The organism is Sphingomonas sp. SP1, from assembly GCF_058313395.1.
The window spans coordinates 412,196-437,393 of record NZ_JBZFLC010000001.1; the positions used below are offsets into that span (position 1 = coordinate 412,196).

Here is a 25,198-nt window from a genome sequence, read left to right on the forward strand (position 1 = left end):
CCGGCCGTCAGCGGATCAATTGATGTTGACGTCGATCTTGTCGGGGACCGTGATTTCGGTCGTATCGCCGCCGAACCCAAGCTGGTCGCGGAACAGAAACGCCAGCACCAGGAGGACCAGGATCAGCAGCACGATGGCGAGCACGCCGCCGCCGCCACTGCGGTCGCCGCCGGTTTCGACGATGGTAGTGCGCTCAACCACCGGGTCCCGATCGCGCACGCCGTCGTTGTTCAGATCATCAGCCATGAGGATACTCCACTCCCTGTTGTGGCGGCGTAACGATCACCGGGCGAACGCGGTTCCGCCTGTCCCGTGACAAGTTAGTCGTTGGCGGCGCGCCGCCGATCGGTGTCGGTACGGTCGGCCAGCTCATGGCAGGTGAAACGGCCCTTGATCCGGTCATTGAAGAACTTCCCCTTCGAGCCCGCGGCAGCCAGCTGTTCCGCCAGCTTGGGAGGCACGTTGAGGTAAAGATACCGGCGACCTCCGGCGAAGCAGAGTTCCAGCGCCCGATCGTCGGGCCAATAGCGGGCGGCACGAATGAGGGTTGAGGGACTCACCTGGCGGAGAACGGACGATGAGCGGCTTGGATTCCTCCGCTGCGACGAACCGTTCTTCCAGTGAGTCCGCGTGCCACCCGTTTAGCGGACACGCTCAACGCTTTGGTAACGTCATTATGTCATATTCGTCCGGAACGAACTGTATCTGGGGCAGCAATGGACAGTTTCCGCGATCTGGCAAACGAACTCGAACCCGCCTTCGGTAGCCACGCGCCCGAAGTCACCGAAGTTCCCGCCAGCGCCGACGAGCGGCGACTGCAGGTGCGCGCCTATAATTACTGGGCATCGCTGCTCGACGGCCGCGACTTTCCGTCGATCGAGGATCTCAATCCGGCCAGTGTCGCCGAATTCGCCAAAAACAGCGTCCTGCTCGACTTCACCTCCGGTCCGGCAAACCCCACCACCGCCTATATCGGCGTGGCACTGCGCCGCGAATGCGATCTCGACAATGATATCGAAAGCATGGACGAGGTGCCCGAAGGGTCGTTGCTCTCGCGGCTGACGCAATATCACGACCAGATCCTCGACAGCCGCGCGCCGGTCGGGATCGAGGCGGAGTTCGTCAATCAGCGCGGGGTCGGCCACTGCTATCGCGGGATCCTGATGCCCTTCTCGTCCGACGGCGATACGATCGACTTCGTCTACGGCGTGTTCAGCTGGACCGAACAGGTGGCCGCGCAGCCGGCCCCGGCACCTGCCCCCGTCTTCCAGTCCGATCCCGGCCTGGCCGCTCCCGACGCTGTCCTGGTGCCGAACCTGCCGCCCCTGGAACTCGGCGACGAGCTGGACGACGAGGCGATGGAATTGTCGGCAGAGATGCAGGACGGCTCGTTCGACGACTTTCCCGCCGAACAACCGGTTGCAGACTTCGCTCCGCCCTCACCCGCGGCTCAAGTCGCGCCGCCGGCGGAACATATCGCCTGGCAGGATGGACCGCTGGCCGATCCGGACGTGCTGCAGGCGGCAGGCGAAGCGACGCTGGCCGACTGGCTGTCCGCCGCCCGCGCCACCGCCGAAGACGCCAAGGCCGCCGACGGTCGCAGCCGCCAGGCGCTCTACCAGGCACTGGGTCTTGCCTACGACTTCGCCTGCGCCGCGGTGGCGTCGCCCGACGAATATGCCGCGCTGCTGGAAGAATACGAAATCGTGGTGCAGGCTCGCGCGCCGATGACGGCTGTGGCCAAGCTGGTGTTCGGCGTTACCTACGACAAGGCACGGCTGACCGAATATGCTGCCGCCCTGTCCTATGCGGCCCGGCAGGAGATCGGCAGCGGCCGATTCCTGTCTTTCATCGACACCTATCCAGGCGGCCTCAAGGGGCTGGTCGAGGCCGAGCGGCGCCTGCGCAGGCCGGACGGCGATACCGGCGGTTGGCGCGAAACCGCGGTCTCGCGGCTACGCGCCGCCGAAGCTCGCCCGCTCTATGCCCTGGCCGGCAACGGCGAGTTCGCTTTGGTGCTCGTGCGTCGCGAGGCTCACGGCGCCGTATCGCCCATTGCCGCGGTCAGCGACCCGACGATGCTCGACAAGGTCTTGAAGCGCGTCGCCGCCTGAGCGGTCCCTAAGGGTTGTCCCTCCCTTGAGCGGGGGGCTATAGCGCCGCCGACCTTCCAGATCATCGGCGGAGTAAATCAGCTAATGTCGGCAACCAAGCGCGCGGCGCGGTCCCTCCATGACTCGCTGCGCGAAGTCCTGACGCTCAACGCATTGCCCGGCGAAACGGCGGGTTTCGCGACGGAAGACCAGGACGAGGCCGCCAGCTTCCTGCTCGAGGTCGCAGCGCGGCGAGAGCGCGGACGCGCCATCATCCGGCTCGAATCGCGCGGCGGATCGGAAGCCGGCAATCGCCGCATGCGCCTTGGCATCGTCAACGACGACATGCCCTTCCTGGTCGACAGCGTGGCCAACGCGATCGCCGGCCGTCAGCTTACCATCCACCGCCTCCTCCATCCGGTCGTTTGCGTGACGCGCGACGACGAAGGCGAACTTCGGACGGTGGAGCCGCTGTGCGACGATGCCAGTCGGCGCGAATCGTTGATGTATATCGAACTCGATCGCGCGGACGCCCGCACCCGGCAGGAACTTGTCGCCGAACTTCAGGGGGTCCTTGAAGACGTTCGGTTGGCCGTGCGCGACTGGCGCGCGATGCAGTCGCGGCTTCATGCCGACGCCGACCGCGCACCTGACGCGGAAGGTGCGGAACTCATGCGCTGGTTCGCCGAAGGCGCATTGACCCTGCTCGGCTATCAGGTCGAACGACCCGGCCAGGTTCCATCCGACGCGCTTGGCATCTTCAGCATTCCCGGCGCGCCGACGGATGAGGGCGGCTGCCTCAATGCAATGAATTATCTGGCCGGTGGCGGGCAGGTGCCGCTGCTGGCAAAGGCCGACCGCAAATCGACCGTCCATCGCCGTGTGCCGATGGATCTCGTCGTCGTCCCAGTCGGCGACGGCAAGGTCGACGGCATCGGTGTCTATGCCGGCCTGTGGACCAGCGAAGCCTTGATCCGCCCCGTCGAGGAAGTGCCGATCCTGCGCCGCCGGCTGGAGGAGCTCGATCAGCAACTGGGTTTCGATCCCCGGGGGCATTCCGGCAAGGCTCTGCGCCACGCGATCAGCTCACTTCCGCGCGACCTGCTGATCAACCTCGCCACCGACAGCGTGCGCGACCTGGTTCTGACCGCCATGTCGCTGGCGGACCGCCCCCGTCCCGCCCTCGTGCAGGTGCGCAGCATCCTGAAGGGGCATCTGTTCACCTTCGTCTGGTTGCCGCGCGACAATCTCAGCACGCGGATGCGGTTGCAGGTGGCGGGACTTCTTGAGGAAGCCGTCGGGTCGCCCATCACGGCCTGGTCGGTCGAGCTCGGCGAGGGCAATCTCGCGCTCATCCGCTATACGCAATATGTCGACGCCGGGATGCCGATGGCGGACAGCGCCGGGTTGAACGCCCGTCTGCACAGCATGGTTCGCGGCTGGCACCCGGGGGTCGAGGAAGCGCTTGCCGACAAGGTTGGCTCCGCCCGCGGCACGCGCCTGTCGATCACCTTCGCCGAAACCGCATTCGCCGAAGCCTATCAGGCAAGCACCGGTCCGTCCGAAGCGGCCGAGGACATTCTGCGTCTTAGCCGGCTCGACTCGGCGACGCCGCGCGCTGTCCGGCTGTGCCAACGATCGGCGCCCGGCAGCTGCGAACTCCATCTCAAGATTTATGCCCGCAGTGGGCTCATCCCCCTGTCTTCCGCCGTGCCGGTGCTCGAAAACTTCGGTTTCCTGGTGCTTGAGGAGATCCCCTCCGAAGTTGGGGAAGGCACGCTGGGCTACATCCACGATTTCCGGGTCGAATTGCCGGCGGGCACGGACCTGTCGGCGATCCTTGACCGGGCCGATACCGTGGAGCGGTCGATCACCGACGTGCTCGACGGCAGGGCCGAGAACGACGAGTTCAACCAGCTCGTGCTGCTCGCCGGGCTCGACCCGCAGCCGGTGGTGTGGTTGCGCGCCTGGTTCCGCTACCTGCGCCAGACCGGCGTGTCTTACGGGCTGATGACCGTCGTGGACGCACTGCGGCGGTCGCCTGCCGCAACGCGGGCCCTCGTTGAACAATTCACCGCGACTCATCGGCCCAATGTGGATGGCCGGGCCGCGGCCATCGCTGCTTGCCGCCGCGACCTCGACGACGCGCTGGAGGGCGTGAAGGGGATCGACGACGATCGGATCCTGCGCCGAATCCGGGCGGTGGTGGAAGCGACCCTGCGCACCAACGCTTTCGCGCCCGCCGCGCAGGAAGCGCTGGCCTTCAAGCTTGATCCCAAGCTGATCCCCGGCCTGCCCGCGCCGATCCCCTATCGGGAAATGTGGGTCTATTCACCGCGCGTGGAAGGCATCCACCTGCGCGGCGGACCGGTTGCGCGCGGCGGACTGCGCTGGTCGGACCGGCGCGACGATTTCCGCACCGAAATTCTCGGCCTGGTCAAGGCGCAGCTGGTCAAGAACGCTGTGATCGTGCCGACTGGAGCCAAGGGCGGCTTCTATGCCAAGCAGCTCCCCGCCCCGACGGATCGCGAAGCGTGGCTGGCAGAAGGCACGGAAAGCTATCGCATCTTCATCCGCTCTCTGCTGTCGGTTACCGACAACATCGTGGACGACCAAGTGGTCCATCCCGAGAAGGTGGTTATTCACGACGGTGACGACCCTTATTTCGTGGTCGCCGCCGACAAGGGCACGGCGACCTTCTCCGACGTCGCCAACGCGATTGCGCTGGAACGCGGCTTCTGGCTCGGCGACGCGTTCGCCTCGGGCGGCTCGAACGGTTACGACCACAAGGCGATGGGCATCACCGCGAAGGGCGCGTGGGTTTCGGTCCAGCGCCACTTTCGTGAAATGGGCATCGACGTGCAGGCGCAATCGATCCGGGTGGCCGGCTGCGGCGACATGTCGGGCGATGTCTTCGGGAACGGCATGCTGCTCAGCAAGTGCCTGAAACTGGTCGCCGCCTTCGACCACCGGCACATCTTCATCGATCCCGACCCCGATCCGGCCAGCAGCTTTGCCGAACGGCAGCGCCTGTTCGAACTGTCCCGCTCCAGTTGGGACGATTACGACCGCGCGCTGCTCAGCCCGGGCGGGATGATCGTCCCGCGCAGCCAGAAGCAGATCGAGCTTACGCCCCAGGCGCGTCAACTACTGGGCCTGGAGGCAGCGGAGATTGATCCGACCAGCCTTATCAATGCCATCCTGAAGGCGGACGTGGATCTGCTCTGGTTCGGGGGCATCGGGACCTACATCAAAGCCTCGACGCAGTCCCATGCGCAGGTCGGCGATCCTGCCAACGACGCGCTGCGGGTCGACGCTGCCGAGATGCGTGCACGGGTCATCGGCGAAGGCGCCAACCTTGCCGTCACTCAGCCTGCCCGGATCGAATTCGCCTCCCGCGGCGGCCGCATCAACACCGACTTCATCGACAACTCGGCCGGCGTCGACTGTTCGGACAACGAGGTGAACATCAAAATCCCCCTCAACCGCGAAATGCGCGAAGGGCGGCTCAGTCTTGAGGATCGCAACCTCCTGCTGGCACGGATGACCGAAGAGGTGTCCGAGCTGGTACTGGAGGATAATCGGCTCCAGACGCTCGCCCTGTCCGTGGCCGAAAGCGGCGGGGCCGCAGCGCTTCCAGCGCAGGTCCGCACGCTCGAACTGCTGGAAGCGGCCGGCAACCTCGACCGGCGCGTCGAAGGACTGGACGCCAGCGACATGCTTCTGCGCCGCGTCTCGGAAAACCGCGGATTGACCCGGCCCGAGCTGTCCGTCCTTTTGAGCCTCACCAAGATCAACCTCAAGGACGCCACCGTCGCCCTCCACCTCGCCGATGATCCGCTGATGGACGAGCAGCTGCTCGACGCATTTCCGGCCCCCATGCGTCGCAAGCACCCGGAAGCGATCCTTGCCCATCGGCTGCGGCACGAGATCCTGGCCACGAAAGTGGCGAACCGGTTCGTCAACCGCCTGGGTCCGAGCATCGCGCTCGACATGACCGAGGAGGAGGGTGCCAGCCTGCAACAGGTCGTCGCCGCCTTCCTTGCGGCCGAACGGCTGCTGCAGCTCGATGTCCTGTGGGACCGGATCGACGGCGCCCAGGTATCGGAAGCGGCACGGCTGGAGCTGTTTGCCACCGCAGCGCAAAGCGTCCGCGCCCATCTGGCGGACATCCTTCGCGCCAGCGGCGGCGAAACCAGTGTCAGCAAGCTGGTCGAACTCCTTGAGCCCGGCATGACCAAGGTCAACGCGGCCGCCCGTTACATCATTCGCGAGGAGGTCCGGCACGAGGCGCTGGCCCGCAAGGAGCGGTTGGAAGCTCTCGGCGCAAGTCCCGAGATCGTCCGCGGCCTCGTCAAGCTATACGAACTCGATGGCGTGTTCGGCATCGCCGCGCTTGCTGCCCGCAAGGGAAGCGACGAGCTGAAGCTCACCCAGGCCTATGTCCGATTGGGCGAGGCGCTGGGGATCGATTGGGCGATGGGCCAGATCGGCCGCTTTGCGCCTGCCGATCAATGGGAGCGGCTGCTGGTGTCGGGGCTTGCCCGCGAATATGAGCAGCTTCGGCTCGATTGGATCAGCCGGGCGCGCAGCGACGACCTGGAACAGGCGGTGGAACGGTGGAGCGAGCGGCATGCCGACCGGCTGCAGCAATTCCGCGGCCTGATCGCCCGGGCTCGGGCAGCTGGAACACCGACCATTCCCATGCTCGCACAGATCGCCAATCAGGCCCGCATTCTGCTTCAGCGCTGATGCACCTGCTGATCCTGACGCCGGACCCGGCCTATCCGGAGCCATTCGCCTGGGCTTTCCATGTGCAGGCTGAGGCCCTTCGAGAAGCAGGCGCTGAGGTCGCGTCGCGGCCCTGGACTGCCGCCGGCGACCTGTCGCCCTTCGATCTGGTGCTCCCGCTCGTCGCATGGGGTTATCACCTGCGGTATGCCGAATGGCTCGATCTGCTCGATCAGTTCGAGACCGACCGGGTTGCGGTTGCGAACCCTTCGACCGTGCTGCGGTGGAATGGCGACAAGGCGTACCTGCGCGAGCTGGCGGCCCTTGGCATCCCGACCGTCCCGACGCTGGAGGTCGATCATCTCAACGAAGCCGCGCTGGCCGCCGCCTTCGGCACTCTGGGATCCGATCAAGTGGTCGTGAAGCCGCCCGTTTCGGCCGGTGCGAGCGGCACATATCGTTTGCGGCGGGGGGAAGGCGCCCACGTTCCGACCGATGTTCATGGCCAGCGGATGATGATCCAGCCGTTCCTGCATTCGATCTCCGACGTCGGCGAATATTCGCTGATCCTGTTCGACGGCGAGCCAAGCCATTGCGTGGTCAAGCGTCCCAGCAATGGCGACTTTCGCGTGCAGCCGAATTTCGGCGGCGAGACCCAGGCCTGCGAGCCACCTGCCGAAGCAATCGAGATCGCGCAGGCGGCGCTCGCCGCTGCGCCGGCACAGACGAGTTACGCCCGCGTGGACCTGGTCGTTGGGCTGGACAATGCGCTGCAAGTCATCGAGCTCGAGCTGATCGAGCCCGCCCTCTTTCTGCACTGCGCCGAACAGGCCAAGCCGCGCTTTGCCCAGGCGATTTGCTCAGCCGCCGAGCGCGCGGCCAAATAGCCACTGGCGGATCGCGCTGGTCAGGTTGGGCGGCTCAGCGACATTCATCCGCGCGGCATCGATTTCCGCCACCAGCGCATTGACCGGAAGGGCCGCATCCCGCGCCGCGATTTCCAGCGCGCTCCAGAAAATGGGTTCCAGGCTGACACTGGTCGGGTGACCCGCAATCAGCACCGATCGCTTGACGGGCGGCGAATAGGTGACTGCTTCTGACAAGAAGTGCTCCATGTGAGCGACGGGAGGTATTCCGCATCGCCTTTATGTCACCTCAACGTCGCAGAACGCCCGAGGTTCGCCACCCGATCAGTACATATGCTGGCCGCCGTTGATCGACAGTGTCGATCCGGTCACGAAACCGGCATTCTCATCGACCAGGAACGCAACCCCGCGGGCGATCTCGTCCGCTCGGCCGAGCCGCCCGACGGGGATTCGGGCAACGATCTTGCCGAGAACGTCCTCGGGCACCGCCGCCACCATATCCGTATCGATGTACCCCGGCGCGATCGCGTTCACGGTCACGCCGCTGCGTGCGCCCTCCTGGGCCAGCGCCTTGGTGAAGCCGTGGATGCCCGACTTGGCCGCGGCGTAATTGACCTGGCCATATTGGCCGGCTTGGCCATTGATCGATCCGATGTTCACGATTCTGCCGTAACCGCGCGATTGCATCCCCTCGAACACCGCCTTGGCCATATTGAAGCAACCGCCGAGGTTGGTGTCGATCACATCCTGCCATTTCTGGTGATCCATGCGCTTCATGGTGGTGTCGCGGGTGATGCCGGCGTTGTTCACCAGAATGTCCACTGGCCCGAGCGCTGCTTCGACGTCACGCACGCCGGCCTGACAAGCCTCGTAGTCCGAGACGTCCCATTTGAATGCACGGATCCCGGTCCGCTCCGTGAACTGACGCGCGCGCTCGTCATTGCCAGCATAATTGGCGGCGACGGTCATTCCCATGTCCTTGAGGGCGACGCTGATCGCCTCGCCAATTCCGCGCGTTCCGCCCGTAACGATCGCCACCCGTGCCATGCGATGCTCTCCTCCGTAAAACGGAGAAGCCTAAGCGGGCGCCACCCACCCGGCAAGTTCGCGGCGCACCAGCTGTTCCAGCATCGTCATGCCGTCGGCTCGGTCGTTAAGGCACTCCAGCCGCGCGAAATGGGTTCCGCCCGCTTCGACAAAGGTTTCCCGGCCGCGGATGCCCAGTTCCTCGATCGTCTCAATGCAATCGGCGGAAAAGCCAGGCGCCGCGATCGCGATCCGGGACACACCCTGGGCAGGATAAGCGGCCAGCACATCCTCCGTGGCGGGTTCCAGCCACTTGTCGCGGCCGAAGCGCGACTGAAACGCCGTGTCGATGGGAATTGCCATGCGCTCGGACAACAGCCGTGCAGTCTTCCGGCAATGGCAATGATAGGGATCGCCCTTGCGCAGCGTCCGCTGGGGCATGCCGTGAAAGCTCAGCAACAGCCTTTGCGGTTCGAATTCCAGACGGGCGAGCTGGGCCTGGAGATCGGCTGCAAGCGCATCGATGTAGGGGGCATCGTCGAAGTAGGGCGGCAGCGTCCTGAGCGCCGGCTGCCAGCGCATTTCCGCAAGCATGGAGAAGACGGTGTCGTTGGCCGTCGCGGTCGTTGCCGCGCAATATTGCGGGTAGAGCGGAGCCACCAGCAGACGGTCGACGCCGGCCGCGACCATCTTGTCGATCGCCGGCCGGATCCCGGGATTGCCATACCGCATCGCCCATTCGACCAAGGCTGCATCACCCAGCCGCTCCTGCAACCCGCGGGCCTGCCGAGCAGTGATGGCTGCAAGCGGCGAGCCTTCGTCTGTCCAGACCTGCTTGTAGGCATGAGCCGACTTGGCCGGCCGAGTGCGGAGGACGATGCCGTGCAGGATCGGCTTCCATGCGATCGCCGAGATTTCGACCACGCGACGGTCGGACAGGAACTCGGCCAGATAGCGGCGCACGGCAGGCGCCTCCGGCGCATCGGGCGTGCCGAGGTTGATGAGCAGCACTCCCACCTTGCGCGGCGGGATGGCGGGATGGTCGGGCGGTGGGATCATTGATCAGGCAGACATCGGGTCGAAGGGTAGAGAGCGCAAGCGGCGCCCGGTCGCCGCTGCAATGGCGTTGGCCACGGCGGGCGCCAATACGGCCATGGGGAGGCCTGACAGACCGCCCGGCGGAGCAGTGCTGGGGATCAGTTCGACGCTGATGGAGGGCGTCGCCCGCAATCTTGGTGCTGCGGAGGGACCACCGATTGGCATGCCATGCCGGAACGAAGCTTTGGGAGAAGTGACCAGCGCCAGTGCGCCGAGCAGGTTTCCTTCCACCTGTTGCCGCACAATTCCGGAATTAATCATTCGCCCGCAATCGACTGCTGCGACCAGCCGGTCGACCTGAACCTGCCCGCCCGCGCCGACCGTCGCGCTCGCAAGCAGCGCGATATAGCTGCCATAGGCCTGGTGACACGCCACCCCCATACTGCTTCCCGGCCCGCCGCCATCCCATCCTCCGATCGTCGCGGCGGCGGACAGTACCCGGGCGAGCTGCGGTTCACGGCCGAGCATGGCGATGCGAAAAGCGAGCGGCTCGAAGCCGTTGCGGCGCGCAAGCTCGTCCACGAAGCTTTCGCGGACGAACGCGGAAAAGAAATGTTCGCCGCCGCGCATATATCCGCGGGGGAGCGGCAGGTCGGCACTCGCCTGCTCAAGCCGGACCAACGGAATCTCATAGGGAAAGTCGCTTTCCGTCGCACCGACCGCCTTGCCGTGCCAGCCCAGCAATCGATTGTCCGGCCCGAGTTGCGCCCGCACCTTGGCTTTCGCGGGCGAAAGAGGCCGCTCCGCCCGCCGCGACCAGTTTGGAGCGATGCTGACCTGCACAGGCTTGCCGAGCTTGGCGGCCAGCGTTGCCGCGATTGGGGCGGCATCCGCGTGGAGGGCGCGTCCATCGGCTGCGCCGACCGGCATGGGATAAAGCAGCACTTCGTCCGCGCTAAGCCCGGTGGCCGCGGCAGCCGCTCGACGGGTTTCGTCGGGCGCTTGCGTCGGTGCCCAAACCTCGAGCCTGCCGTTGCGCATCCGGGCTGTCGCCGCGATCGGCTCAAGGCCAAGGTGCAGCATCGGAGCCATCCGATATTCGGCACTGACGGTTCGCCCGGAGAGGTCCCCCTCGCCGATTCGCACCCCGACGTCGACCGGACCTGCTTCAAGGGCCTGAGCCAGCGCATGATCCAGCGCATCGTCGGTGCCGTCCGGCGGAGCGTTGAAGCGAGGGTTGGAGGCCGCCAGCCTTTGCTCGGCCGCCCAGCCCGTCGGCCCCACGGCAGCGATCCAGCCTTCACCGGCATGAACCTCACGCCCGCCCCGGTGCCCGGCGACATCGCCGAGACGAGCCGCGGCATAGATCATTTCGGGCAAACGCACATCGGCGGCGAACCGCAGCGATCCGTCCACCTTTGGCGGCCCATCCAGCCTTGCCACCGATCGGCTCGACAGCAGGCCGGTGCCAGCGGGACGCAGCGGTGTGTCGGCCGGCAGTCGAAAACTTGCGGCACGTTCCGCGACCTTGGCGAAGGCTAGCCGCTTGCCTTCATGCATGACGAACCCGTTGGCGGTATCGCATTCGGCCGCAGCGACGCCCCATTGTTCGGCGGCGGCGCGGCATAGCAGCGTTCGGGCTGCTGCTCCTGCCTGGCGCATCACGGGCCCGAACGCCCGCACAGACGTCGCACCGGCGGTAATCCGTCCTTCTCCCCACTCGCTGCCAAGCGCGTTACGGTATGGGGGTCCGGGCGGCGCCGGTTCGACCCCGACGCTCTCCCATGTCGCGCCGAGTTCGTCGGCCAGCAGTTGCGGCAGGCTGGTCCAGACCCCCTGCCCGGTTTCAACCTGCGGAACGGCAACCGTCACCCGACCGTCGGCACCGATCCTGAGATAATGGCCGAACACCTGCTCGTCCGGACCGGCGCTAAGGCCGGGCGCGTAGGTGCGCGGCCACAGGCCCCATGCCACGACCAGCCCGACGCCGGCGCCCCCGCCGACCAGCAGCGTTCGCCGGTCAAGCTTCAAGCGGCGTATTGCGCCTTGAGCGCGACCCGATCGATCTTGCCGGTGCCGAGCCGCGGCAGTGCTTCGGATGCCCAGATGAAGCGGCCGGGCACCTTGAACCCGGCCAGCCGCGCGGCGAGAAAGTCGCGCAGGTCCTCCTCCGTCAGGTCGACGCCCTCCGCCGGCAGCACGACCGCGACCGGGATCTCGCCCAGGCGCTCGTCGGGCGCGCCGAACACCGCGGCTTCGCGAACGCTATCGCAGGCGTAGATCGCTGCTTCCACCTCGGCCGAGCTGATATTCTCGCCGCCGCGGATGATGATGTCTTTCTTGCGATCGACGATGAACAGATAGTCGTCCTCGTCGAGGTAACCGATATCGCCGGTACGAAAGAACCCATCGGCGGTGAACGCGGAGGCGGTCGCATCCGGGTTCTTCCAATAGCCCTTGATATTGGCGGCCGACCGGATTGCGACCTCGCCCCGTTCGCCGGTCGGCAAATGGGCGTCATGGGCGCCGAGGATCGCGATCTCGACGAATGGCAGGGCCCGTCCGGTCGAAGCCGGTTTTTCCGTATAATTCTGCCAGTAGTTGCCGCAGCCGACCGCGTTGGTTTCGGTCAGCCCATATCCCAGCGCCGGCTGCGCATCCCCGAAACTTTCCTTCAGCCGCTGCACATGCGCGACCGGGCGCGGTGCGCCGCCCGCCGCGATGTCGGTCAGGGTCGACAGGTCGTACTGGCCACGAGCGGGATGATTCATCAGCTCGAGGCTCATGGTGGGCACGCCGACGAAATAGGTGATCCGCTCTGCCTCTATGAGCCGCAGCGCCTCGCCCGCGTCCCACTTGGGCATCAGCACCATTCCGCGCCCGATGACAAAGCTGTTCAGCATGACGGGGATTTCGCCGGTGACGTGAAACAGGGGCACGTTGACCAGCGTCTTGGGAGGGTTGGCGGGCGCGCGGCCCTGGCTTTGCATGATCCCCAGCAGGCACATGATCGACGCAGCATAGGTGTAGACCCCTTGGGTCACGGCCTTGTGGCTCGACAGCGCGCCTTTCGCCTCGCCGGTGGAGCCCGACGTGAACAAAATGGTCGCGTCGTCTTCCGGCCCGATCTCAGGCAGATGGGTGCCGAGCGGCGCGCCTTCCTTCAGCAGCGGCTGCAGCGCGGCGCCGTGGTGCTGGTCTACCGGCAGGGTCACGATCGGCCAGGGACCGCAGGCGGCCGCAATGCGCTGGGCCCGGGCTGCGTCGGCAATGATCAGCTTGGGATTCGTCAGCTCCAGCGCATGGAGCATTTCGTGCGCCTGCCACCAGCCGTTGAGCAGGGTCGCGACCGCCCCCGCCTTGACCGCGGCCATGTAGGTGATGATCCAGCTCGGGCAGTTGCGCATGGCGATCGCGAGCCGGTCGCCTTTCGCAATGTCATGATGAGCCACCAGCGCGCGTGCGAGATCGTCGGATATGCGATCAAGCTCCGCGAAGGTCAGCCGGTCGGGGCCGCAGATGACGCCTTCCACCTGACCGTTGACCGCACAGAAAGTCTTGAAGAACGCCGGCAAGGTGGCGGGAAAGTTGGTGACGACGGTGCGCGCCTGGTCGTCCTTGCCGACGACTATGCGCCCGCCGGGCCCGGTAACCGCGGCCAACACTGCGTCGTAGCGTTGGTCGAGTTCACTGGGCATCGTGTCGCTCTCCTTGGCGTTTCCGTCGGGCGCTCTTATGAGGCGGCGAGCCCAAAGGGGGAAGAGCTTAAGCGATGACCATTCCACCATCTTCCGGCGGCATCGCCTGGACCGACCTCGGCCTGTCGCCAGTGGCGCTGGACCTCGGCTTCTTCGAGCTGCGCTGGTACAGCCTGGCCTATCTGGCCGGCATCTCCCTCGGCTATTGGTACATGCTGAAACTGCTGAAGCAGCCCGGCGCGCCGATGGCCCGCCGCCACGCCGACGATCTGGTGTTCTACGCCGCGCTGGGCGTCATCTTCGGCGGTCGCCTCGGCTACGTCCTGTTCTATCGGCCCGGCTTCTATCTCGAGAACCCGCTGGAGATCGTGAAGCTGTGGGATGGCGGCATGAGCTTTCATGGCGGCGTCATCGGGACCAGCGTCGGCATCCTGTATCTCGCCTGGAAGCAGCAGCTGAACTGGCTCCGCGTCCATGACTATGTCGCCTGCGTGGTGCCGATCGGCCTGTTCACCGGCCGCCTCGCCAACTTCGTCAATGCCGAGCTGTGGGGTGCTCCCACGTCCGTGCCCTGGGCCGTGCGATTTCCCGAGGTGGTGGGCGGCGTCACCGTCCTTGGCCCGCCGCGGCATCCAAGCCAGCTGTATGAGGCGGCGCTGGAGGGCATCGTTCTGTTCGCCATCCTCGCCTGGATGTTCTGGAAGACCCGCTCTCGCTACGAGCCAGGTAAATTGGTCGGGGCCTTCCTGCTGTTCTACGGCCTGTTCCGTTTCGGCGTCGAGTTCATCCGCGAGCCGGACGCGCACCTGGTCGAGTTCGCGCAGGCGACCGGCCTCCACATGGGCCAGTGGCTGTGCGTGCCGATGATCCTTGGCGGCGCCTATCTCATGGCCACGGCCAAGGGTCGCCGGCAGCGCGTCGAGCCGATCGCGGGGACGGAGAGCGTGGCCTGACCCCACTCGAACGTGCCTTGCGCGAGCGGATCAAGGCCGCGGGCGCGGTGACCGTCGAGGCCTTCATGGAGGCCTGCAACAGCTATTATTATGCGACCCGCGATCCGCTTGGCACGAATGGTGACTTCACCACCGCGCCAGAGATCAGCCAGATGTTCGGTGAGCTGATCGGTGCCGCGCTGGCCGATGTGTGGGCGAGAGCCGGCCGACCGGGCGTGCGTTATGTGGAACTCGGCCCCGGACGCGGGACGCTGGCCGGCGACGCACTGCGCGTCATGCGCTCGGCTGGGCTGGAGCCGCCGGTCCATTTCGTAGAGACCAGCGAGACGCTTCGTGCCGCCCAGGCGCGCGCTGTTCCCCACGCCCAGTGGCACGATCGCATCGACGACCTTCCCGGCGACAAGCCGCTGCTGGTCGTCGCCAACGAGTTTCTCGACGCGCTTCCGATCCGCCAGCACGTCGGCGGCGCCGAACGCCACGTGGTGGTTGCCGGCGGCGGATTGGCCTTCGACCGTGACGGCGAGATCGTGGAATCCTCCCCGGCGCGCGACGAGGCGGTCGGCGGGCTGGCCGAGGGGATCGTGGCGATCGGCGGAGCGGCGCTCATCATCGATTACGGCTTCACCCGCAGCGGTCCCGGCGACACGCTTCAGGCGGTGGCGGGCCACCGCTTCGCCCCGGTGCTGGTCCAGCCTGGCGAGCAGGATCTGACCAGCCATGTCGATTTCCAACGCGTCGCCGACGTCGCGCGCGAGGCGGGGGCCTGCGTGGCCGGCCCCGCCGAGCAGGGCCCCTGGCTGGAGCGGCTTGGCATCATCGCCCGCGCCCGGATGCTGGCCAATGCCGCACCCGAACGCGCAGGCGACATCGAAACGGCGCGCGCCCGACTGTGCAGGCCGGACGAGATGGGGTCGCTGTTCAAGGTGCTTGCCATCCACCACCCCGATTGGCCAAGCCCGGCGGGGCTATGATCATTCGTCCCGCAACCCCTGCCGATCTGCCCGCAATCGACCGGATCTTTCGAACCAGCTTCTGCGATACCTTCGCGCACCTTTATTCCGACCAGGATCTGGCAATCTTTCTCGGCCAGTTCACGCCCGACGCGTGGCAGGCCGAGTTCGACAATCCCGGATACGCCTTCCAGATCGGAGAGGTCGGCGGCGAGCCGCTCGGCTATGCCAAGGTGGGGCCGCTCAAGCTGCCGCATGTCGAGCCCGACGGAGCGCTGGAACTTAAGCAACTTTACCTGCTCCGGCAGGCGCACGGGACTGGGCTTGGTCCCTCGCTGATGGACTGGGTGATGGACGAAGCACGTCGCCGGGGCGCTCGTCGCCTCGCCCTGTCGGTGTGGGAGGGCAATCGGCGCGCGCAGGCCTTTTACCGCCGATACGGCTTCGAGGATCGGGGCCGCTACGACTTCATGGTCGGTAACCAGGCCGATCACGATCGGGTGTGGGAGGCCGCGCTGTGACCCCGCCGGTGTGGCGAGCCAACACGCTGGAGGGCGTCGCCCATGGTTTCCTCGGGCGACGCGGAGGGGTCAGCACCGGGGCGATGAGCAGTCTGAATTGCGGCTGGGGCAGCGGCGACGATCTGGCGCTGATCATGGAAAACCGCCGCCTCGCGGCCGACGCCGTGCTCCCGAACGCGCGGATCGTCTCGCCGCACCAGATACACAGCGCCGACGCGGTCGAGGCGGGGGATTGGCCCGATGATGACCGTCCGCCAGCAGACGCAGTGGTCACCGGCCAGACCGGCGTTTTGCTTGGCATCCTCACCGCGGATTGTGCGCCCGTCCTGCTCGCCGATCGCGAGGCCCGAGTGGTCGGCGCTGCGCACGCGGGCTGGCGAGGAGCGCTGGGCGGAATTACGGACGCGACCATCGCGGCAATGGAGCGGCTGGGCGCTCGGCGAGAGCGCATCGTCGCTGCCGTTGGTCCGTGCATCGCACAGCGTAGCTACGAAGTGGATCACCCCTTCCTCGATCGGTTCAACGAGGCGGACGGCGGCAACGATCGATTCTTCGGCGAAGGCCCGTCGGGAAAACCGCACTTCGACCTGGAAGCCTATGTCCTTCACCGCCTCGCTGCCGCCGGCATCGGCCGGGTGGAAGCGCTTGCCGCGGATACATACGCTCGACCCAGGGACTTCTACAGCTATCGCCGTGCGACGCACCTCGGCGAGCCCAGCTACGGCCGGCAGATCAGCCTGATCGGCATCGGTTGACGCGACCCTCGATTGCCAAGCCGGCGCGAGCGCTTCATGCTGCGGCTTGTCCTAGGGGGAGAACAGCCATGCGCGCTGCGTCCTTGCTGTTGGCCGGATCACTGGCCCTGTCCGCATGCAATCGCGAACCGGAAGTCGCGATGGAGAACGCCTCGGTCGCCGATGTCCAGCAGGAACTGCGCCGGCAGGGCGCGGTCGAAGAACGGTTCGTCAATCCGGGCCGCTGGGAGCAGACAATGACGTTGCTTGAAATGGAGGTACCCGGCATGCCGCCACAGGTGCGCGAACGGATGCAGCAGGTCATGGCGGGCGGTCAGACGTTCAACACTTGCCTCACCCCGGAAGAAGCCAAGCGCCCGCGTGAGGAGTTCTTCGCCGGCGATGCCAAGAATTGCCGCTACGACCGCTTCAACTGGGGCGCCGGCAAGGTCGACGTAGCGATGAATTGCGCGGCGGACGGACGCCGGCAGGCGATGCAGTTGACCGGCAGCTACACGCCTGACGCCTATACCATGCAGATGCAGATGCGCGCGGAGGGGGGAGCCGATGCCGCGCCCTCGTCGAACATGACCATGCGGATGCAGGTGACCGCCCGCCGGGTGGGTGAGTGCACCGGCACAGAAGACGCGTGACCGATCCGATCAACAGGGGAGAATGAAGTGATGCGTATGATGTTGACCGCCGCCGGCGCCTTGCTGTTGGTGGCCTGCGCGGACGACGCGCCGCAGAACCCGGTCGCTGCAGCGCCTGCCAAGCTTGCGCCGGGACAATATGAGGTGACCACGACGGTTGCCAGCTTCCGCTCGACCGACGGCAAGACACCGATCATCGCCGCCAGGCAGGGCGAACGGACCGCCAGCCGCGCTTGCGTGGGCGCCGACGGCACACCGCCGGCCGAGCTGTTCGCCGCCAAGGGCGACAGCTGCACCGTCGAAAATCCCTATGTCCGCAACGGCCGCATGGACCTGACCCTCAAGTGCACCCGGCCGGGGACGTCCGGCAACATCATGGCCCAGGTCAACGGCCAGTTCACTGCCGACGGCATCACCGGAACGGTTGACACCAACACCTCGCTTTACGGCGATGGCGATTATCAGCTGAAGGCGGATATCGCGGGGCGCCGGGTCGGGGAATGCACCGCTGCGTCGGACGCGGCGGCATGATCGGCTACGTCACGCTGGGCACCGACGACCTCGACCGGGCACGGGCCTATTACGATCAGCTGCTCTGCACGATCGGCGCGCGCCGGCTGATGCAGTTCGGCGACGAGGCGGGCGGGTTCACCATGTACGGAACCAGCATGGCCCAGCCTGCGCTGGTCATTACCAAGCCGTATGACAAACAGCCCGCCGACTGCGGCAACGGCAACATGGTGGCGCTGGTGATGGATAGCCGCGACAAGGTCGACGCCTTCCATGCCAAGGCGCTGGAGTTGGGCGGCGCGGACGAAGGCGCGCCCGGTTTCCGGGGCGATCCGAAGTTCGGCTATTATTTCGCTTACTTCCGCGATCCCGACGGCCACAAGCTGGCGGCGTTCAACATCCAGCCTCAAGAGTAAGGGGAGCCGCCCGAACAACGAACGGCTCCCCTCCCAGAAACCTACCCGCGGTCGAAAAAGTCCACCCGGCCCGTGTCCAGGTCATAATACGCGCCCACCACCAGCAGCTTGCCGGACCGCAGGGGCTCGGCGAGCAGCGCATCGTCGCTCCGGCGCAGCGTCCGCGCCACATGGCGGACGTTCATGTGGATCGCCGCGTCGACCAGGTCGCCGCCCCGATTGGTCGCTCGGGCGTCGACCACCGCGGGCAGGATCGGCTGCACCATCCGGGTCAGCGATGGCGGCAACTGTTCGTTGTTCACCACCAGCTTGGTCGCTGCATCAACCGCGCCGCAGCGCTCGTGACCGAGAACCACGATCAAGGGCACGCCCAGCGCCGCCACCGCATAGGCCAGCGAGCCGTAGCCCGCGTCGTCAACATAGTTGCCCGCCGTTCGGACGATAAACAGCTCGCCCAGACCGGCACCGAACAGATGCTCTGGCCCGACCCGGCTGTCAGCGCACCCCACCAGTGCCGCGAACGGACCTTGGCCGCGGGCCAGCGCAAGCCGGCGACGGGTGCTGAGGTCCGACGAATTGTCCTGGTCGGCGACAAAGCGGCGATTACCCTCCATCAGCCGCGCAAGTGCCTGCTGCGCCGTAAGATTGGTCTTGGGTACGGCCGCAGCAGGGGCCGCTGCCGCCGCGCTGCTGACCACATTTGGCAAAATGGTCGCAGCACCGATCCCGGCGGCACCCATGGTCAGGAACGATCGGCGATTCGCTTCAGGCATCTTCTTCTCCCTTGTTGTCGTAAACACTAGATCGCCTTGCCATCGGTCAGTTGCTCGATGTGCCGCTTGGCGCCCTCGGGTCCCTCGTCCGCCGGCCAGTTCGGCTCGGGCTCGCCCTTCGTCTTCCACAGTGAGAAGAGCACGCCGCCCGCGATCAGCGCGGCGGTGACGCCCAGGCTCAGCACCGGCGGGAACTTGTCGCCGCCCAGCAGGAAGTCGGACACGAAGATCTTGGAGCCGATAAAGACCAGCACCAGGGCCAGCGCGTACTTCAGGTAGTGGAAACGGTGCACCATCGCGGCCAGCGCGAAATAGAGCGCACGCAGGCCCAGGATGGCCATGATGTTCGACGTGTAGACGATGAAGGTGTCGGTCGTGATCGCGAAGATCGCCGGGACCGAGTCTACCGCGAACACCAGGTCGGCAAGGTTGATCACGACCAGCGCCAGGAACAGCGGAGTTGCCGCCCGCACCAACTTGCCGGTCTTTTCGTCCGGCACCTTCACGAAGAAGTGCTGGGCGTGAAGCTCCTTGGTCACCCGCATGTGACTGCTGATCCAGCGCACCACCGGGTTGTGTTCGATGTCCATCGGCTTGTCGCCGGCGAAAAGCATCTTGATCCCCGTGAACACCAGGAACGCGGCAAAGATGTACAGCACCCAATACCATTGCTGCACCACCGCCGCGCCGAAGCCGATCATGATGCCGCGCAGCACGATCACCGCGATGATGCCCCACAGCAGCGCGCGATACTGATACATTCGCGGGATCGCGAAATAGGTGAAGATCAGGCTGATCACGAAGACGTTGTCGATCGACAGCGCCTTTTCGATGAAGAAGCCGGTGTAATATTTCATGCCCAGGTCGGCGCCCTTGGCGTACCAGACCCATGCGCCGAACAGCAGCGCGATGCCGATGTAGAACGCCGACAGCCTCAGGCTCTCGCCGATGCCCATCTCCCGGTCTTCCTTGTGAAGGACACCAAGGTCGAAGGCGGTCAAGGCAATGACGATGCCGATGAACGACAGCCAGAACCAGACGGGCGTGCCAAGCCAATCGTTGAATAGAAATTCCATTTGGTAAGCTCACTTCCCTGTTGCAGCGGCGGACAGGCCGTCCGCGTCGGACCCGACCTTCTGCGACGACGTCAGGCCATCGCCTGCTTCAGCGCGAAACGATGCATCAGGTCCTTCACCCTGAGCTTCAGCTTCTTGAGCTGGCCCAGCCGGAAGGGGTCGGGCGCGGGCCGCCGCTGCTCGTCACGCAACGCGCCGTCTATTCGGCTGTGCGTTTCCATCAGGCGGTACAATCGCGGGTTCACTGGTCGTCTCCTCTTGCTCGAACATGTTGCTCGATCGGAGACCAGACGGTTTGCCGTCGTGTGGCGGAGGGTTCGCGCCGGGCCAGGTCCATCGGGTCATCCGATGCGGTCCGACATCACGCGCTTTCGCCAAGGCTATAGCGCGCCAGAGGGGCCCGGTCCGCGCGATGCAGATAAGTCGCGCCCGACCAAGGATCAAGCCCCGTCGGATACGGGCTTTCAGCTGGGTCGGTCGGCCGGACAGCTGTTGGCCTGAAGGCAGCGCACCCGCTCCAGCACGGCACGAGTCGCGTCTGCTTCCCGCCCGCGATACTCCGCCAGTTTCTGCTGATCCCGGCCGATCATCGGCAGCAGGGCGATCAGTCGAGGCGACGAACGGATTCCGTCGATGTCCATCCAGCAACTGTTCCCATCGAGCCTCAGCGCATATCGCGTATAAGGATCGAGCTGGCCGGCGTAGCGACCGAACGCGTCGCGGAAATAGTTGATCTGGCTTTCCGCGAACAATCGTTCCGCCTCCGCTCCCCGCAACAGGTCACGCAATCGATGATCGCTGATCAACGCCAGCCGGTCGGCACCTGCCAGTCCGCCCGAACCGGCCGATCGCCGCCGCACCGCCGGCACGCGCAGCAGGTTGCAATTGTCGACGCCTGGACGGTTATATTCCGCGCCGTCCTCTCCAGCCGCTGCGATCAGCCGCACGAAGTTGCCGACGCTTTCCCGATGCTGGCCGCGGATTCTCTCCAGCGCCGCCAGATCGCCGGCGGCTTCCTCCTCGATATGCTGCAAGGCCAGCAATTCCTCCGCACGGTCCTGGCGGCGCTGGTCCCATTCGGTCAGCTCGAAAGCGATCAGGATTCCCAAGATGACCACGGCCAGTTCGACTGCAACTGCCCACCAGTCGGTTGCCCGGACGTTGCGGGCCAGACGTTGGACCAGGCTCGCCCCGCTCGTGCTCTGCTTCTGCGCTTGGCCCGGTTCTGACATCGTGCCCCCCCCCCCAACGTCGCCCGAACCATTTCTGCGGCCTCGCGCAGGTATGGGTCAACTCGCCCGTTCGTGCGTTACGCCCATGAACCAGAAGGAGCATCACCGAATGGCCGACCTCAGCAACATCCGCGAGCATATGGAAGTCATCGGCGCCGACGGCGTTCACCTTGGTACCGTCGACAAGGTCGAGGGCGAACGCATCAAGCTGACCAAGAAGGACAGCGGGATGGCGCATACCGATCACCATCATTTCCTTCCCGGCGGCCTGGTGGCGGCGGTCGACGGCGATCAGGTCCGCCTCAGCGCCAACGCGGATGTCGTGGCGACGATGTTCGAGGAAGAAGAAAGCGGCCAGCCGCTCGGCTGATCCGCTCGACACGGCTGGCCTCTCCAACGGCTCCGCTCTAAGCCGGGCCGATGGGGAGGAGGGCTTATCCGCAACGCCGGTTTCGACGCCGCGCGCCCGTTCGCCGACGCAGCGGTCTGTTCGGCCTCCTTTCGGGCGCGCGTCCCTTTGCACTGCTTGCGGCGCTTTTGGCGCTATGGCCGGCGCTGGATCCCGCTTTGGTTGAGCCGCTTGGCCCACTTGCCAGCGATCCCGAGCGTGTGTCGGCCACCTTCACGCGGTGCGGGCGAGGCCGTGGCCGGGCCTGCGTGGTCGACGGCGACACCTTCAAGATCGGCCAGCGCCGCATCCGCATCATCGGTATCGATGCGCCCGAGGTGAATGGCCAGTGCCCGGCGGAGCGCCGGCTGGCCGAACGATCGACCGTCCGTTTGCAGGAGCTCCTCAACGAGGGCCCATTCGTCATGACGGGCCGGATCGGGGACATGCAGGACAAATACAGCCGGGATCTTCGCGCACTCTCTCGCGAGCGTCCCGACGGCACGACCCAATCGATCGCCGCCGACATGCGGGCAAGCGGACTCGCCCGCCGCTATGCCGGCTTCAAGACGAGTTGGTGCTAGGGGCCGTCGCACCGTCCAAGGCCCTCATTGTATTAAAGTCTTGTGTGTCCCACCTTGGGCATCTCATGAGCGACAAGGACGACATCGCGCCGCGCTCGGTAGAGCGGTGGACTCGCGCGGAAGATTATCTCGATCTTGCCCGGCTTTGGCGTCGCTCCGCATCTCGCAATCGCAAGCGACTCGAGCCTCGGACCGAGCCTGAACGGGCCCGCTTCACGCTTGGTCCTCTGCCTTTCCTGCTGTTGATGGCCATGCTTGCCGTGATGGCAGTGACCATCATCATCGCCGCCGTGCCGGGCCGCCATCAATATGACGCGCCGAAGGCTGAACCGCGTGACGGCACGGCGCCTCCGGGATGGCTCGGCAAATCGGGCTGACGGGGAGTTGCCGGCAAACAATCCATCGCAAAATAATCGTTAACCATCATTTTGCAGCTTGCGTCCGTCGGCGGTTCCAAGCACAACATCTTGTAGCAACGAGGGGGCACCAACACGCAAGCTTGTGGTTGGCGCTGGGGATAACCATATCCCCGGCCTAGAGCCGACGCGTCCCTGTGGATAGCGGGGACAAGCGCTTGAAGGCCTCTCTCGTGGCTGGCGAATCAGGCAAGGATGCCGCATAAGGCCCTTGTGAACAGAACGGGAACATCGCGGCCGCTCATCGTGCCGCAGGAGGAAGCGCAGATGGACTTTTCCAGCTCCAGCACCGTCGGATCGGACGATGTGGCACCGGCTTCGGCCTCCACCAGCAAGACCATCGACTCGCGTCGTTTTCCGGTGACGACCGATTCGTCGCGCGACTCGCTTCTTACCGATTTCGGCAAGGAAACGCTGCGCGACCGCTATCTGCTACCCGGCGAATCCTACCAGGACCTGTTCGCCCGCGTCGCCGCGGCCTACGCCGACGACGCGGAGCATGCGCAGCGCATCTACGATTATATCTCCAAGCTGTGGTTCATGCCGGCGACGCCCGTGCTGTCCAACGGCGGCACCGGCCGCGGCCTGCCGATCAGCTGCTACCTCAACAGCGTGTCCGACAGCCTCGACGGCATCGTCAACACTTGGAACGAGAATGTCTGGCTGGCCTCCAAGGGCGGCGGCATCGGCACCTATTGGGGAAGTGTCCGCGGCATCGGAGAGCCGGTCGGCCTCAATGGCAAGACCAGCGGGATCATTCCCTTCGTCCGCGTGATGGACTCACTGACCCTCGCGATCAGCCAAGGGTCGCTGCGCCGCGGCTCCGCCGCCTGCTACCTCGACGTTTCGCACCCGGAGATCGAGGAGTTCCTCGAGATCCGTAAGCCCAGTGGCGACTTCAATCGCAAGGCGCTGAACCTCCACCACGGCGTGCTGATTACCGACGAGTTCATGGAGGCCGTCCGCGACGGTTCCGAATTCACGCTCCGCAGCCCCAAGGACGGGTCGGAACGCGGCAAGGTCGACGCCCGCTCGCTGTTCCAGAAGCTGGTCGAAACCCGCCTGGCGACCGGCGAACCCTACATCATCTTCATCGACCAGGTGAACCGGTCGATGCCCAAGCATCACCGCGACCTGGGCCTAAAGGTCTCGACCTCCAACCTTTGCTCCGAGATCACCCTGCCGACCGGCAAGGACCATCTGGGCGCCGATCGCACCGCCGTCTGCTGCTTGTCGTCCATGAACCTGGAAACCTGGGACGAGTGGAACGGCGACAAGCGCTTCGTCGAGGACGTGATGCGCTTCCTCGACAATGTGCTCAGCGACTATATCGCCCGCGCGCCGGACGAGATGGCGCGCGCCAAGTACAGTGCCGAGCGGGAGCGCTCGGTGGGCCTCGGGGTAATGGGCTTCCACAGCTTCCTCCAGGCCCGCGGTCTCCCCTTCGAAGGGGCCATGGCCAAGAGCTGGAACCTCAGGATCTTCAAGCACATCAAGGCGCAGGTCGACGAAGCCAGCATGATGCTCGCCAACGAGCGTGGGCCCTGTCCGGACGCGGCCGACATGGGCGTGATGGAGCGCTTCAGCTGCAAGATGGCGATCGCGCCGACCGCATCCATCTCGATCATCTGCGGCGGCACCTCGGCCTGCATCGAGCCGATCCCCGGCAACGTTTACACCCACAAGACGCTGTCCGGCAGCTTCTCGGTCCGCAACCCGCATTTGGAGCGACTGCTGGTCGAGAAATCGAAGAATTCGGAAGCCGTGTGGAACTCGATCCTCGAGCAGGGCGGGTCCGTCCAGCATCTCGACTTCCTGACGCCCGACGAGAAGGACACGTTCAAGACCAGCTTCGAGATCGACCAGCGTTGGCTGCTGGAGCTCGCCGCCGATCGCACGCCCTACATCGACCAGGCTCAGTCGCTGAACCTGTTCATCCCGGCCGACGTCGACAAGTGGGACCTGATGATGCTCCATTTCCGGGCATGGGAGCTGGGCATCAAGTCGCTCTATTATCTCCGCTCCAAGTCCGTGCAGCGCGCCGGCTTTGCGGGCGGAGTGGAAGCGGACAATACCGCCGAAGCCCCCAAGTTTGAGCTGGCGACGACGGATTACGACGAATGTCTGGCGTGTCAGTGATGGACCAGAAAACGGGATGCTCTTTGGCAGCAATCGTCGGTGGCGCGCTGTTACTGGCAATTCTGTTGCTTGGGTGGCCCCAGTATCGCGTGTACTCGCAGCGGCTCGCCGGACAGGTCGCCTTGGCCGAGGCGCAGTCCTCGCGGCAGGTTGCGGTTCTTGAAGCCCGCGCCAAGAAAGAAAGCGCGATCGCTTTAGCGGACGCTGAGGTGATCCGAGCGCAGGGTGCGGCACGGGCCAACCTCGTCCTGCAGAATAGTCTCGGCGGGCCTGAAGGTTACCTTCGCTACCTGCAGATCCAGGCACTCGAGAGCAGCCGTGCGTCGCTGATCTACGTTCCGACCGAAACTGGCCTGCCGGTGACGGAAGCCGGCCGGCTCGCTCCTGCGCCGGAGAGGTAA

The 25,198-nt window shown here is 65.6% G+C and carries 26 protein-coding genes; 15 read left to right on the forward strand and 11 right to left on the reverse strand.

The window, feature by feature from the left end:
- Positions 1-15: 15 nt before the first annotated feature.
- Together AC4GYS_RS02155 and AC4GYS_RS02160 are read right to left on the reverse strand one after the other, a co-directional pair.
- Positions 16-246: a hypothetical protein gene (locus AC4GYS_RS02155; protein ID WP_491107465.1), complete on the reverse strand. Its 231-nt coding sequence runs from the start codon at positions 244-246 to the stop codon at positions 16-18.
- Positions 247-320: 74 nt separating this feature from the next.
- Positions 321-560, reverse strand: a complete 240-nt coding sequence (locus tag AC4GYS_RS02160; RefSeq protein WP_491107466.1) for a KTSC domain-containing protein — start codon at positions 558-560, stop codon at positions 321-323.
- A gap of 156 nt (positions 561-716) precedes the next feature.
- Between AC4GYS_RS02160 and AC4GYS_RS02165 the strand changes: the two genes are divergently transcribed.
- From AC4GYS_RS02165 to AC4GYS_RS02175, 3 genes are all read left to right on the forward strand, one after another.
- Positions 717-2,114 (forward strand): PAS domain-containing protein, encoded by a 1,398-nt coding sequence (locus AC4GYS_RS02165; protein WP_491107467.1) that lies wholly within the window; start codon positions 717-719, stop codon positions 2,112-2,114.
- An 84-nt stretch (positions 2,115-2,198) separates the two neighbouring features.
- On the forward strand, positions 2,199-6,845 hold the full coding sequence (locus AC4GYS_RS02170) for an NAD-glutamate dehydrogenase (protein ID WP_491107468.1): 4,647 nt from the start codon (positions 2,199-2,201) through the stop codon (positions 6,843-6,845).
- Positions 6,845-7,711: an ATP-grasp domain-containing protein gene (locus AC4GYS_RS02175; RefSeq protein WP_491107469.1), complete on the forward strand. Its 867-nt coding sequence runs from the start codon at positions 6,845-6,847 to the stop codon at positions 7,709-7,711. Before AC4GYS_RS02170 ends, AC4GYS_RS02175 begins: the two co-directional genes overlap by 1 nt.
- On the opposite strand, the gene AC4GYS_RS02180 is transcribed toward AC4GYS_RS02175, so the two are convergent.
- The 5 genes from AC4GYS_RS02180 to AC4GYS_RS02200 form a co-directional block, all read right to left on the reverse strand.
- Positions 7,685-7,927 carry a ribbon-helix-helix domain-containing protein gene (locus AC4GYS_RS02180; RefSeq protein ID WP_491107470.1) on the reverse strand — a complete coding sequence of 81 codons (243 nt, stop codon included), beginning with the start codon at positions 7,925-7,927 and terminating at the stop codon, positions 7,685-7,687. The two genes, AC4GYS_RS02175 and AC4GYS_RS02180, sit on opposite strands and share 27 nt — an antisense overlap.
- Positions 7,928-8,014: 87 nt before the next feature.
- Entirely contained in the window at positions 8,015-8,737 is a 723-nt protein-coding gene (gene phbB / locus AC4GYS_RS02185; RefSeq protein WP_491107471.1) for an acetoacetyl-CoA reductase, read from the reverse strand.
- A gap of 30 nt (positions 8,738-8,767) precedes the next feature.
- Complete coding sequence (gene hemH / locus AC4GYS_RS02190; RefSeq protein ID WP_491107472.1) at positions 8,768-9,775, reverse strand: ferrochelatase; 1,008 nt, start codon at positions 9,773-9,775, stop codon at positions 8,768-8,770.
- Positions 9,776-9,778: 3 nt separating this feature from the next.
- A complete protein-coding gene (locus tag AC4GYS_RS02195) occupies positions 9,779-11,785 on the reverse strand; it encodes a molybdopterin cofactor-binding domain-containing protein (protein ID WP_491107473.1) in 2,007 nt (668 codons plus the stop codon).
- Entirely contained in the window at positions 11,782-13,452 is a 1,671-nt protein-coding gene (locus AC4GYS_RS02200) for a class I adenylate-forming enzyme family protein (protein WP_491107474.1), read from the reverse strand. Before AC4GYS_RS02200 ends, AC4GYS_RS02195 begins: the two co-directional genes overlap by 4 nt.
- A gap of 74 nt (positions 13,453-13,526) precedes the next feature.
- Between AC4GYS_RS02200 and lgt the strand changes: the two genes are divergently transcribed.
- The 7 genes from lgt to AC4GYS_RS02235 all read left to right on the forward strand — a co-directional run bounded on the left by lgt (position 13,527) and on the right by AC4GYS_RS02235 (position 18,189).
- Positions 13,527-14,405: a prolipoprotein diacylglyceryl transferase gene (lgt, locus tag AC4GYS_RS02205; protein ID WP_491107475.1), complete on the forward strand. Its 879-nt coding sequence runs from the start codon at positions 13,527-13,529 to the stop codon at positions 14,403-14,405.
- Between the two features lie 17 nt (positions 14,406-14,422).
- Positions 14,423-15,376, forward strand: a complete 954-nt coding sequence (locus AC4GYS_RS02210) for a class I SAM-dependent methyltransferase (protein ID WP_491107476.1) — start codon at positions 14,423-14,425, stop codon at positions 15,374-15,376.
- A complete protein-coding gene (locus AC4GYS_RS02215) occupies positions 15,373-15,876 on the forward strand; it encodes a GNAT family N-acetyltransferase (RefSeq protein WP_491107477.1) in 504 nt (167 codons plus the stop codon). Before AC4GYS_RS02210 ends, AC4GYS_RS02215 begins: the two co-directional genes overlap by 4 nt.
- A complete protein-coding gene (gene pgeF / locus AC4GYS_RS02220) occupies positions 15,873-16,631 on the forward strand; it encodes a peptidoglycan editing factor PgeF (RefSeq protein WP_491107478.1) in 759 nt (252 codons plus the stop codon). Before AC4GYS_RS02215 ends, pgeF begins: the two co-directional genes overlap by 4 nt.
- Before the next feature lie 68 nt (positions 16,632-16,699).
- Positions 16,700-17,263, forward strand: a complete 564-nt coding sequence (locus AC4GYS_RS02225; RefSeq protein ID WP_491107479.1) for a DUF3617 domain-containing protein — start codon at positions 16,700-16,702, stop codon at positions 17,261-17,263.
- Positions 17,264-17,293: 30 nt separating this feature from the next.
- Positions 17,294-17,794, forward strand: a complete 501-nt coding sequence (locus tag AC4GYS_RS02230) for a DUF3617 domain-containing protein (RefSeq protein ID WP_491107480.1) — start codon at positions 17,294-17,296, stop codon at positions 17,792-17,794.
- Positions 17,791-18,189, forward strand: a complete 399-nt coding sequence (locus AC4GYS_RS02235) for a VOC family protein (RefSeq protein WP_491107481.1) — start codon at positions 17,791-17,793, stop codon at positions 18,187-18,189. Before AC4GYS_RS02230 ends, AC4GYS_RS02235 begins: the two co-directional genes overlap by 4 nt.
- Positions 18,190-18,230: 41 nt before the next feature.
- Here the strand turns inward: AC4GYS_RS02235 and AC4GYS_RS02240 are convergent, their stop codons facing one another.
- The 4 genes from AC4GYS_RS02240 to AC4GYS_RS02255 form a co-directional block, all read right to left on the reverse strand.
- Complete coding sequence (locus AC4GYS_RS02240) at positions 18,231-18,962, reverse strand: carbonic anhydrase (protein WP_491107482.1); 732 nt, start codon at positions 18,960-18,962, stop codon at positions 18,231-18,233.
- Positions 18,963-18,988: 26 nt separating this feature from the next.
- A complete protein-coding gene (locus tag AC4GYS_RS02245; protein ID WP_491107483.1) occupies positions 18,989-20,038 on the reverse strand; it encodes a TerC family protein in 1,050 nt (349 codons plus the stop codon).
- 71 nt (positions 20,039-20,109) lie between these two features.
- A complete protein-coding gene (locus AC4GYS_RS02250) occupies positions 20,110-20,283 on the reverse strand; it encodes a YdcH family protein (RefSeq protein WP_491107484.1) in 174 nt (57 codons plus the stop codon).
- 219 nt (positions 20,284-20,502) lie between these two features.
- Positions 20,503-21,270 carry a hypothetical protein gene (locus tag AC4GYS_RS02255; protein WP_491107485.1) on the reverse strand — a complete coding sequence of 256 codons (768 nt, stop codon included), beginning with the start codon at positions 21,268-21,270 and terminating at the stop codon, positions 20,503-20,505.
- 109 nt (positions 21,271-21,379) lie between these two features.
- Here AC4GYS_RS02255 and AC4GYS_RS02260 point away from each other — a divergent pair, with 109 nt between their 5' ends.
- From AC4GYS_RS02260 to AC4GYS_RS02280, 5 genes are all read left to right on the forward strand, one after another.
- Positions 21,380-21,640 (forward strand): DUF2171 domain-containing protein, encoded by a 261-nt coding sequence (locus AC4GYS_RS02260; RefSeq protein ID WP_491107486.1) that lies wholly within the window; start codon positions 21,380-21,382, stop codon positions 21,638-21,640.
- Between the two features lie 50 nt (positions 21,641-21,690).
- Complete coding sequence (locus AC4GYS_RS02265; RefSeq protein ID WP_491107487.1) at positions 21,691-22,242, forward strand: thermonuclease family protein; 552 nt, start codon at positions 21,691-21,693, stop codon at positions 22,240-22,242.
- Positions 22,243-22,307: 65 nt separating this feature from the next.
- Complete coding sequence (locus tag AC4GYS_RS02270) at positions 22,308-22,619, forward strand: hypothetical protein (protein WP_491107488.1); 312 nt, start codon at positions 22,308-22,310, stop codon at positions 22,617-22,619.
- A 306-nt stretch (positions 22,620-22,925) separates the two neighbouring features.
- Complete coding sequence (locus AC4GYS_RS02275; RefSeq protein WP_491109347.1) at positions 22,926-24,797, forward strand: ribonucleoside-diphosphate reductase subunit alpha; 1,872 nt, start codon at positions 22,926-22,928, stop codon at positions 24,795-24,797.
- Positions 24,779-25,198: an SPFH domain-containing protein gene (locus tag AC4GYS_RS02280; protein ID WP_491107489.1), complete on the forward strand. Its 420-nt coding sequence runs from the start codon at positions 24,779-24,781 to the stop codon at positions 25,196-25,198. Before AC4GYS_RS02275 ends, AC4GYS_RS02280 begins: the two co-directional genes overlap by 19 nt.

Coding starts and splice junctions, on each gene's coding strand:
- AC4GYS_RS02270 (WP_491107488.1), top strand. CDS start 22,308: ATGAGCGACAAGGACGACATCGCGCCGCGCTCGGTAGAGCGGTGGACT.
- AC4GYS_RS02240 (WP_491107482.1), bottom strand. CDS start 18,962: ATGCCTGAAGCGAATCGCCGATCGTTCCTGACCATGGGTGCCGCCGGG.
- AC4GYS_RS02175 (WP_491107469.1), top strand. CDS start 6,845: ATGCACCTGCTGATCCTGACGCCGGACCCGGCCTATCCGGAGCCATTC.
- lgt (WP_491107475.1), top strand. CDS start 13,527: ATGACCATTCCACCATCTTCCGGCGGCATCGCCTGGACCGACCTCGGC.
- AC4GYS_RS02275 (WP_491109347.1), top strand. CDS start 22,926: ATGGACTTTTCCAGCTCCAGCACCGTCGGATCGGACGATGTGGCACCG.
- AC4GYS_RS02255 (WP_491107485.1), bottom strand. CDS start 21,270: ATGTCAGAACCGGGCCAAGCGCAGAAGCAGAGCACGAGCGGGGCGAGC.
- AC4GYS_RS02225 (WP_491107479.1), top strand. CDS start 16,700: ATGCGCGCTGCGTCCTTGCTGTTGGCCGGATCACTGGCCCTGTCCGCA.
- AC4GYS_RS02155 (WP_491107465.1), bottom strand. CDS start 246: ATGGCTGATGATCTGAACAACGACGGCGTGCGCGATCGGGACCCGGTG.
- AC4GYS_RS02170 (WP_491107468.1), top strand. CDS start 2,199: ATGTCGGCAACCAAGCGCGCGGCGCGGTCCCTCCATGACTCGCTGCGC.
- AC4GYS_RS02230 (WP_491107480.1), top strand. CDS start 17,294: ATGCGTATGATGTTGACCGCCGCCGGCGCCTTGCTGTTGGTGGCCTGC.
- AC4GYS_RS02165 (WP_491107467.1), top strand. CDS start 717: ATGGACAGTTTCCGCGATCTGGCAAACGAACTCGAACCCGCCTTCGGT.
- AC4GYS_RS02265 (WP_491107487.1), top strand. CDS start 21,691: ATGGGGAGGAGGGCTTATCCGCAACGCCGGTTTCGACGCCGCGCGCCC.
- AC4GYS_RS02235 (WP_491107481.1), top strand. CDS start 17,791: ATGATCGGCTACGTCACGCTGGGCACCGACGACCTCGACCGGGCACGG.
- AC4GYS_RS02200 (WP_491107474.1), bottom strand. CDS start 13,452: ATGCCCAGTGAACTCGACCAACGCTACGACGCAGTGTTGGCCGCGGTT.
- phbB (WP_491107471.1), bottom strand. CDS start 8,737: ATGGCACGGGTGGCGATCGTTACGGGCGGAACGCGCGGAATTGGCGAG.
- AC4GYS_RS02260 (WP_491107486.1), top strand. CDS start 21,380: ATGGCCGACCTCAGCAACATCCGCGAGCATATGGAAGTCATCGGCGCC.
- AC4GYS_RS02280 (WP_491107489.1), top strand. CDS start 24,779: ATGTCTGGCGTGTCAGTGATGGACCAGAAAACGGGATGCTCTTTGGCA.
- hemH (WP_491107472.1), bottom strand. CDS start 9,775: ATGATCCCACCGCCCGACCATCCCGCCATCCCGCCGCGCAAGGTGGGA.
- AC4GYS_RS02215 (WP_491107477.1), top strand. CDS start 15,373: ATGATCATTCGTCCCGCAACCCCTGCCGATCTGCCCGCAATCGACCGG.
- AC4GYS_RS02245 (WP_491107483.1), bottom strand. CDS start 20,038: ATGGAATTTCTATTCAACGATTGGCTTGGCACGCCCGTCTGGTTCTGG.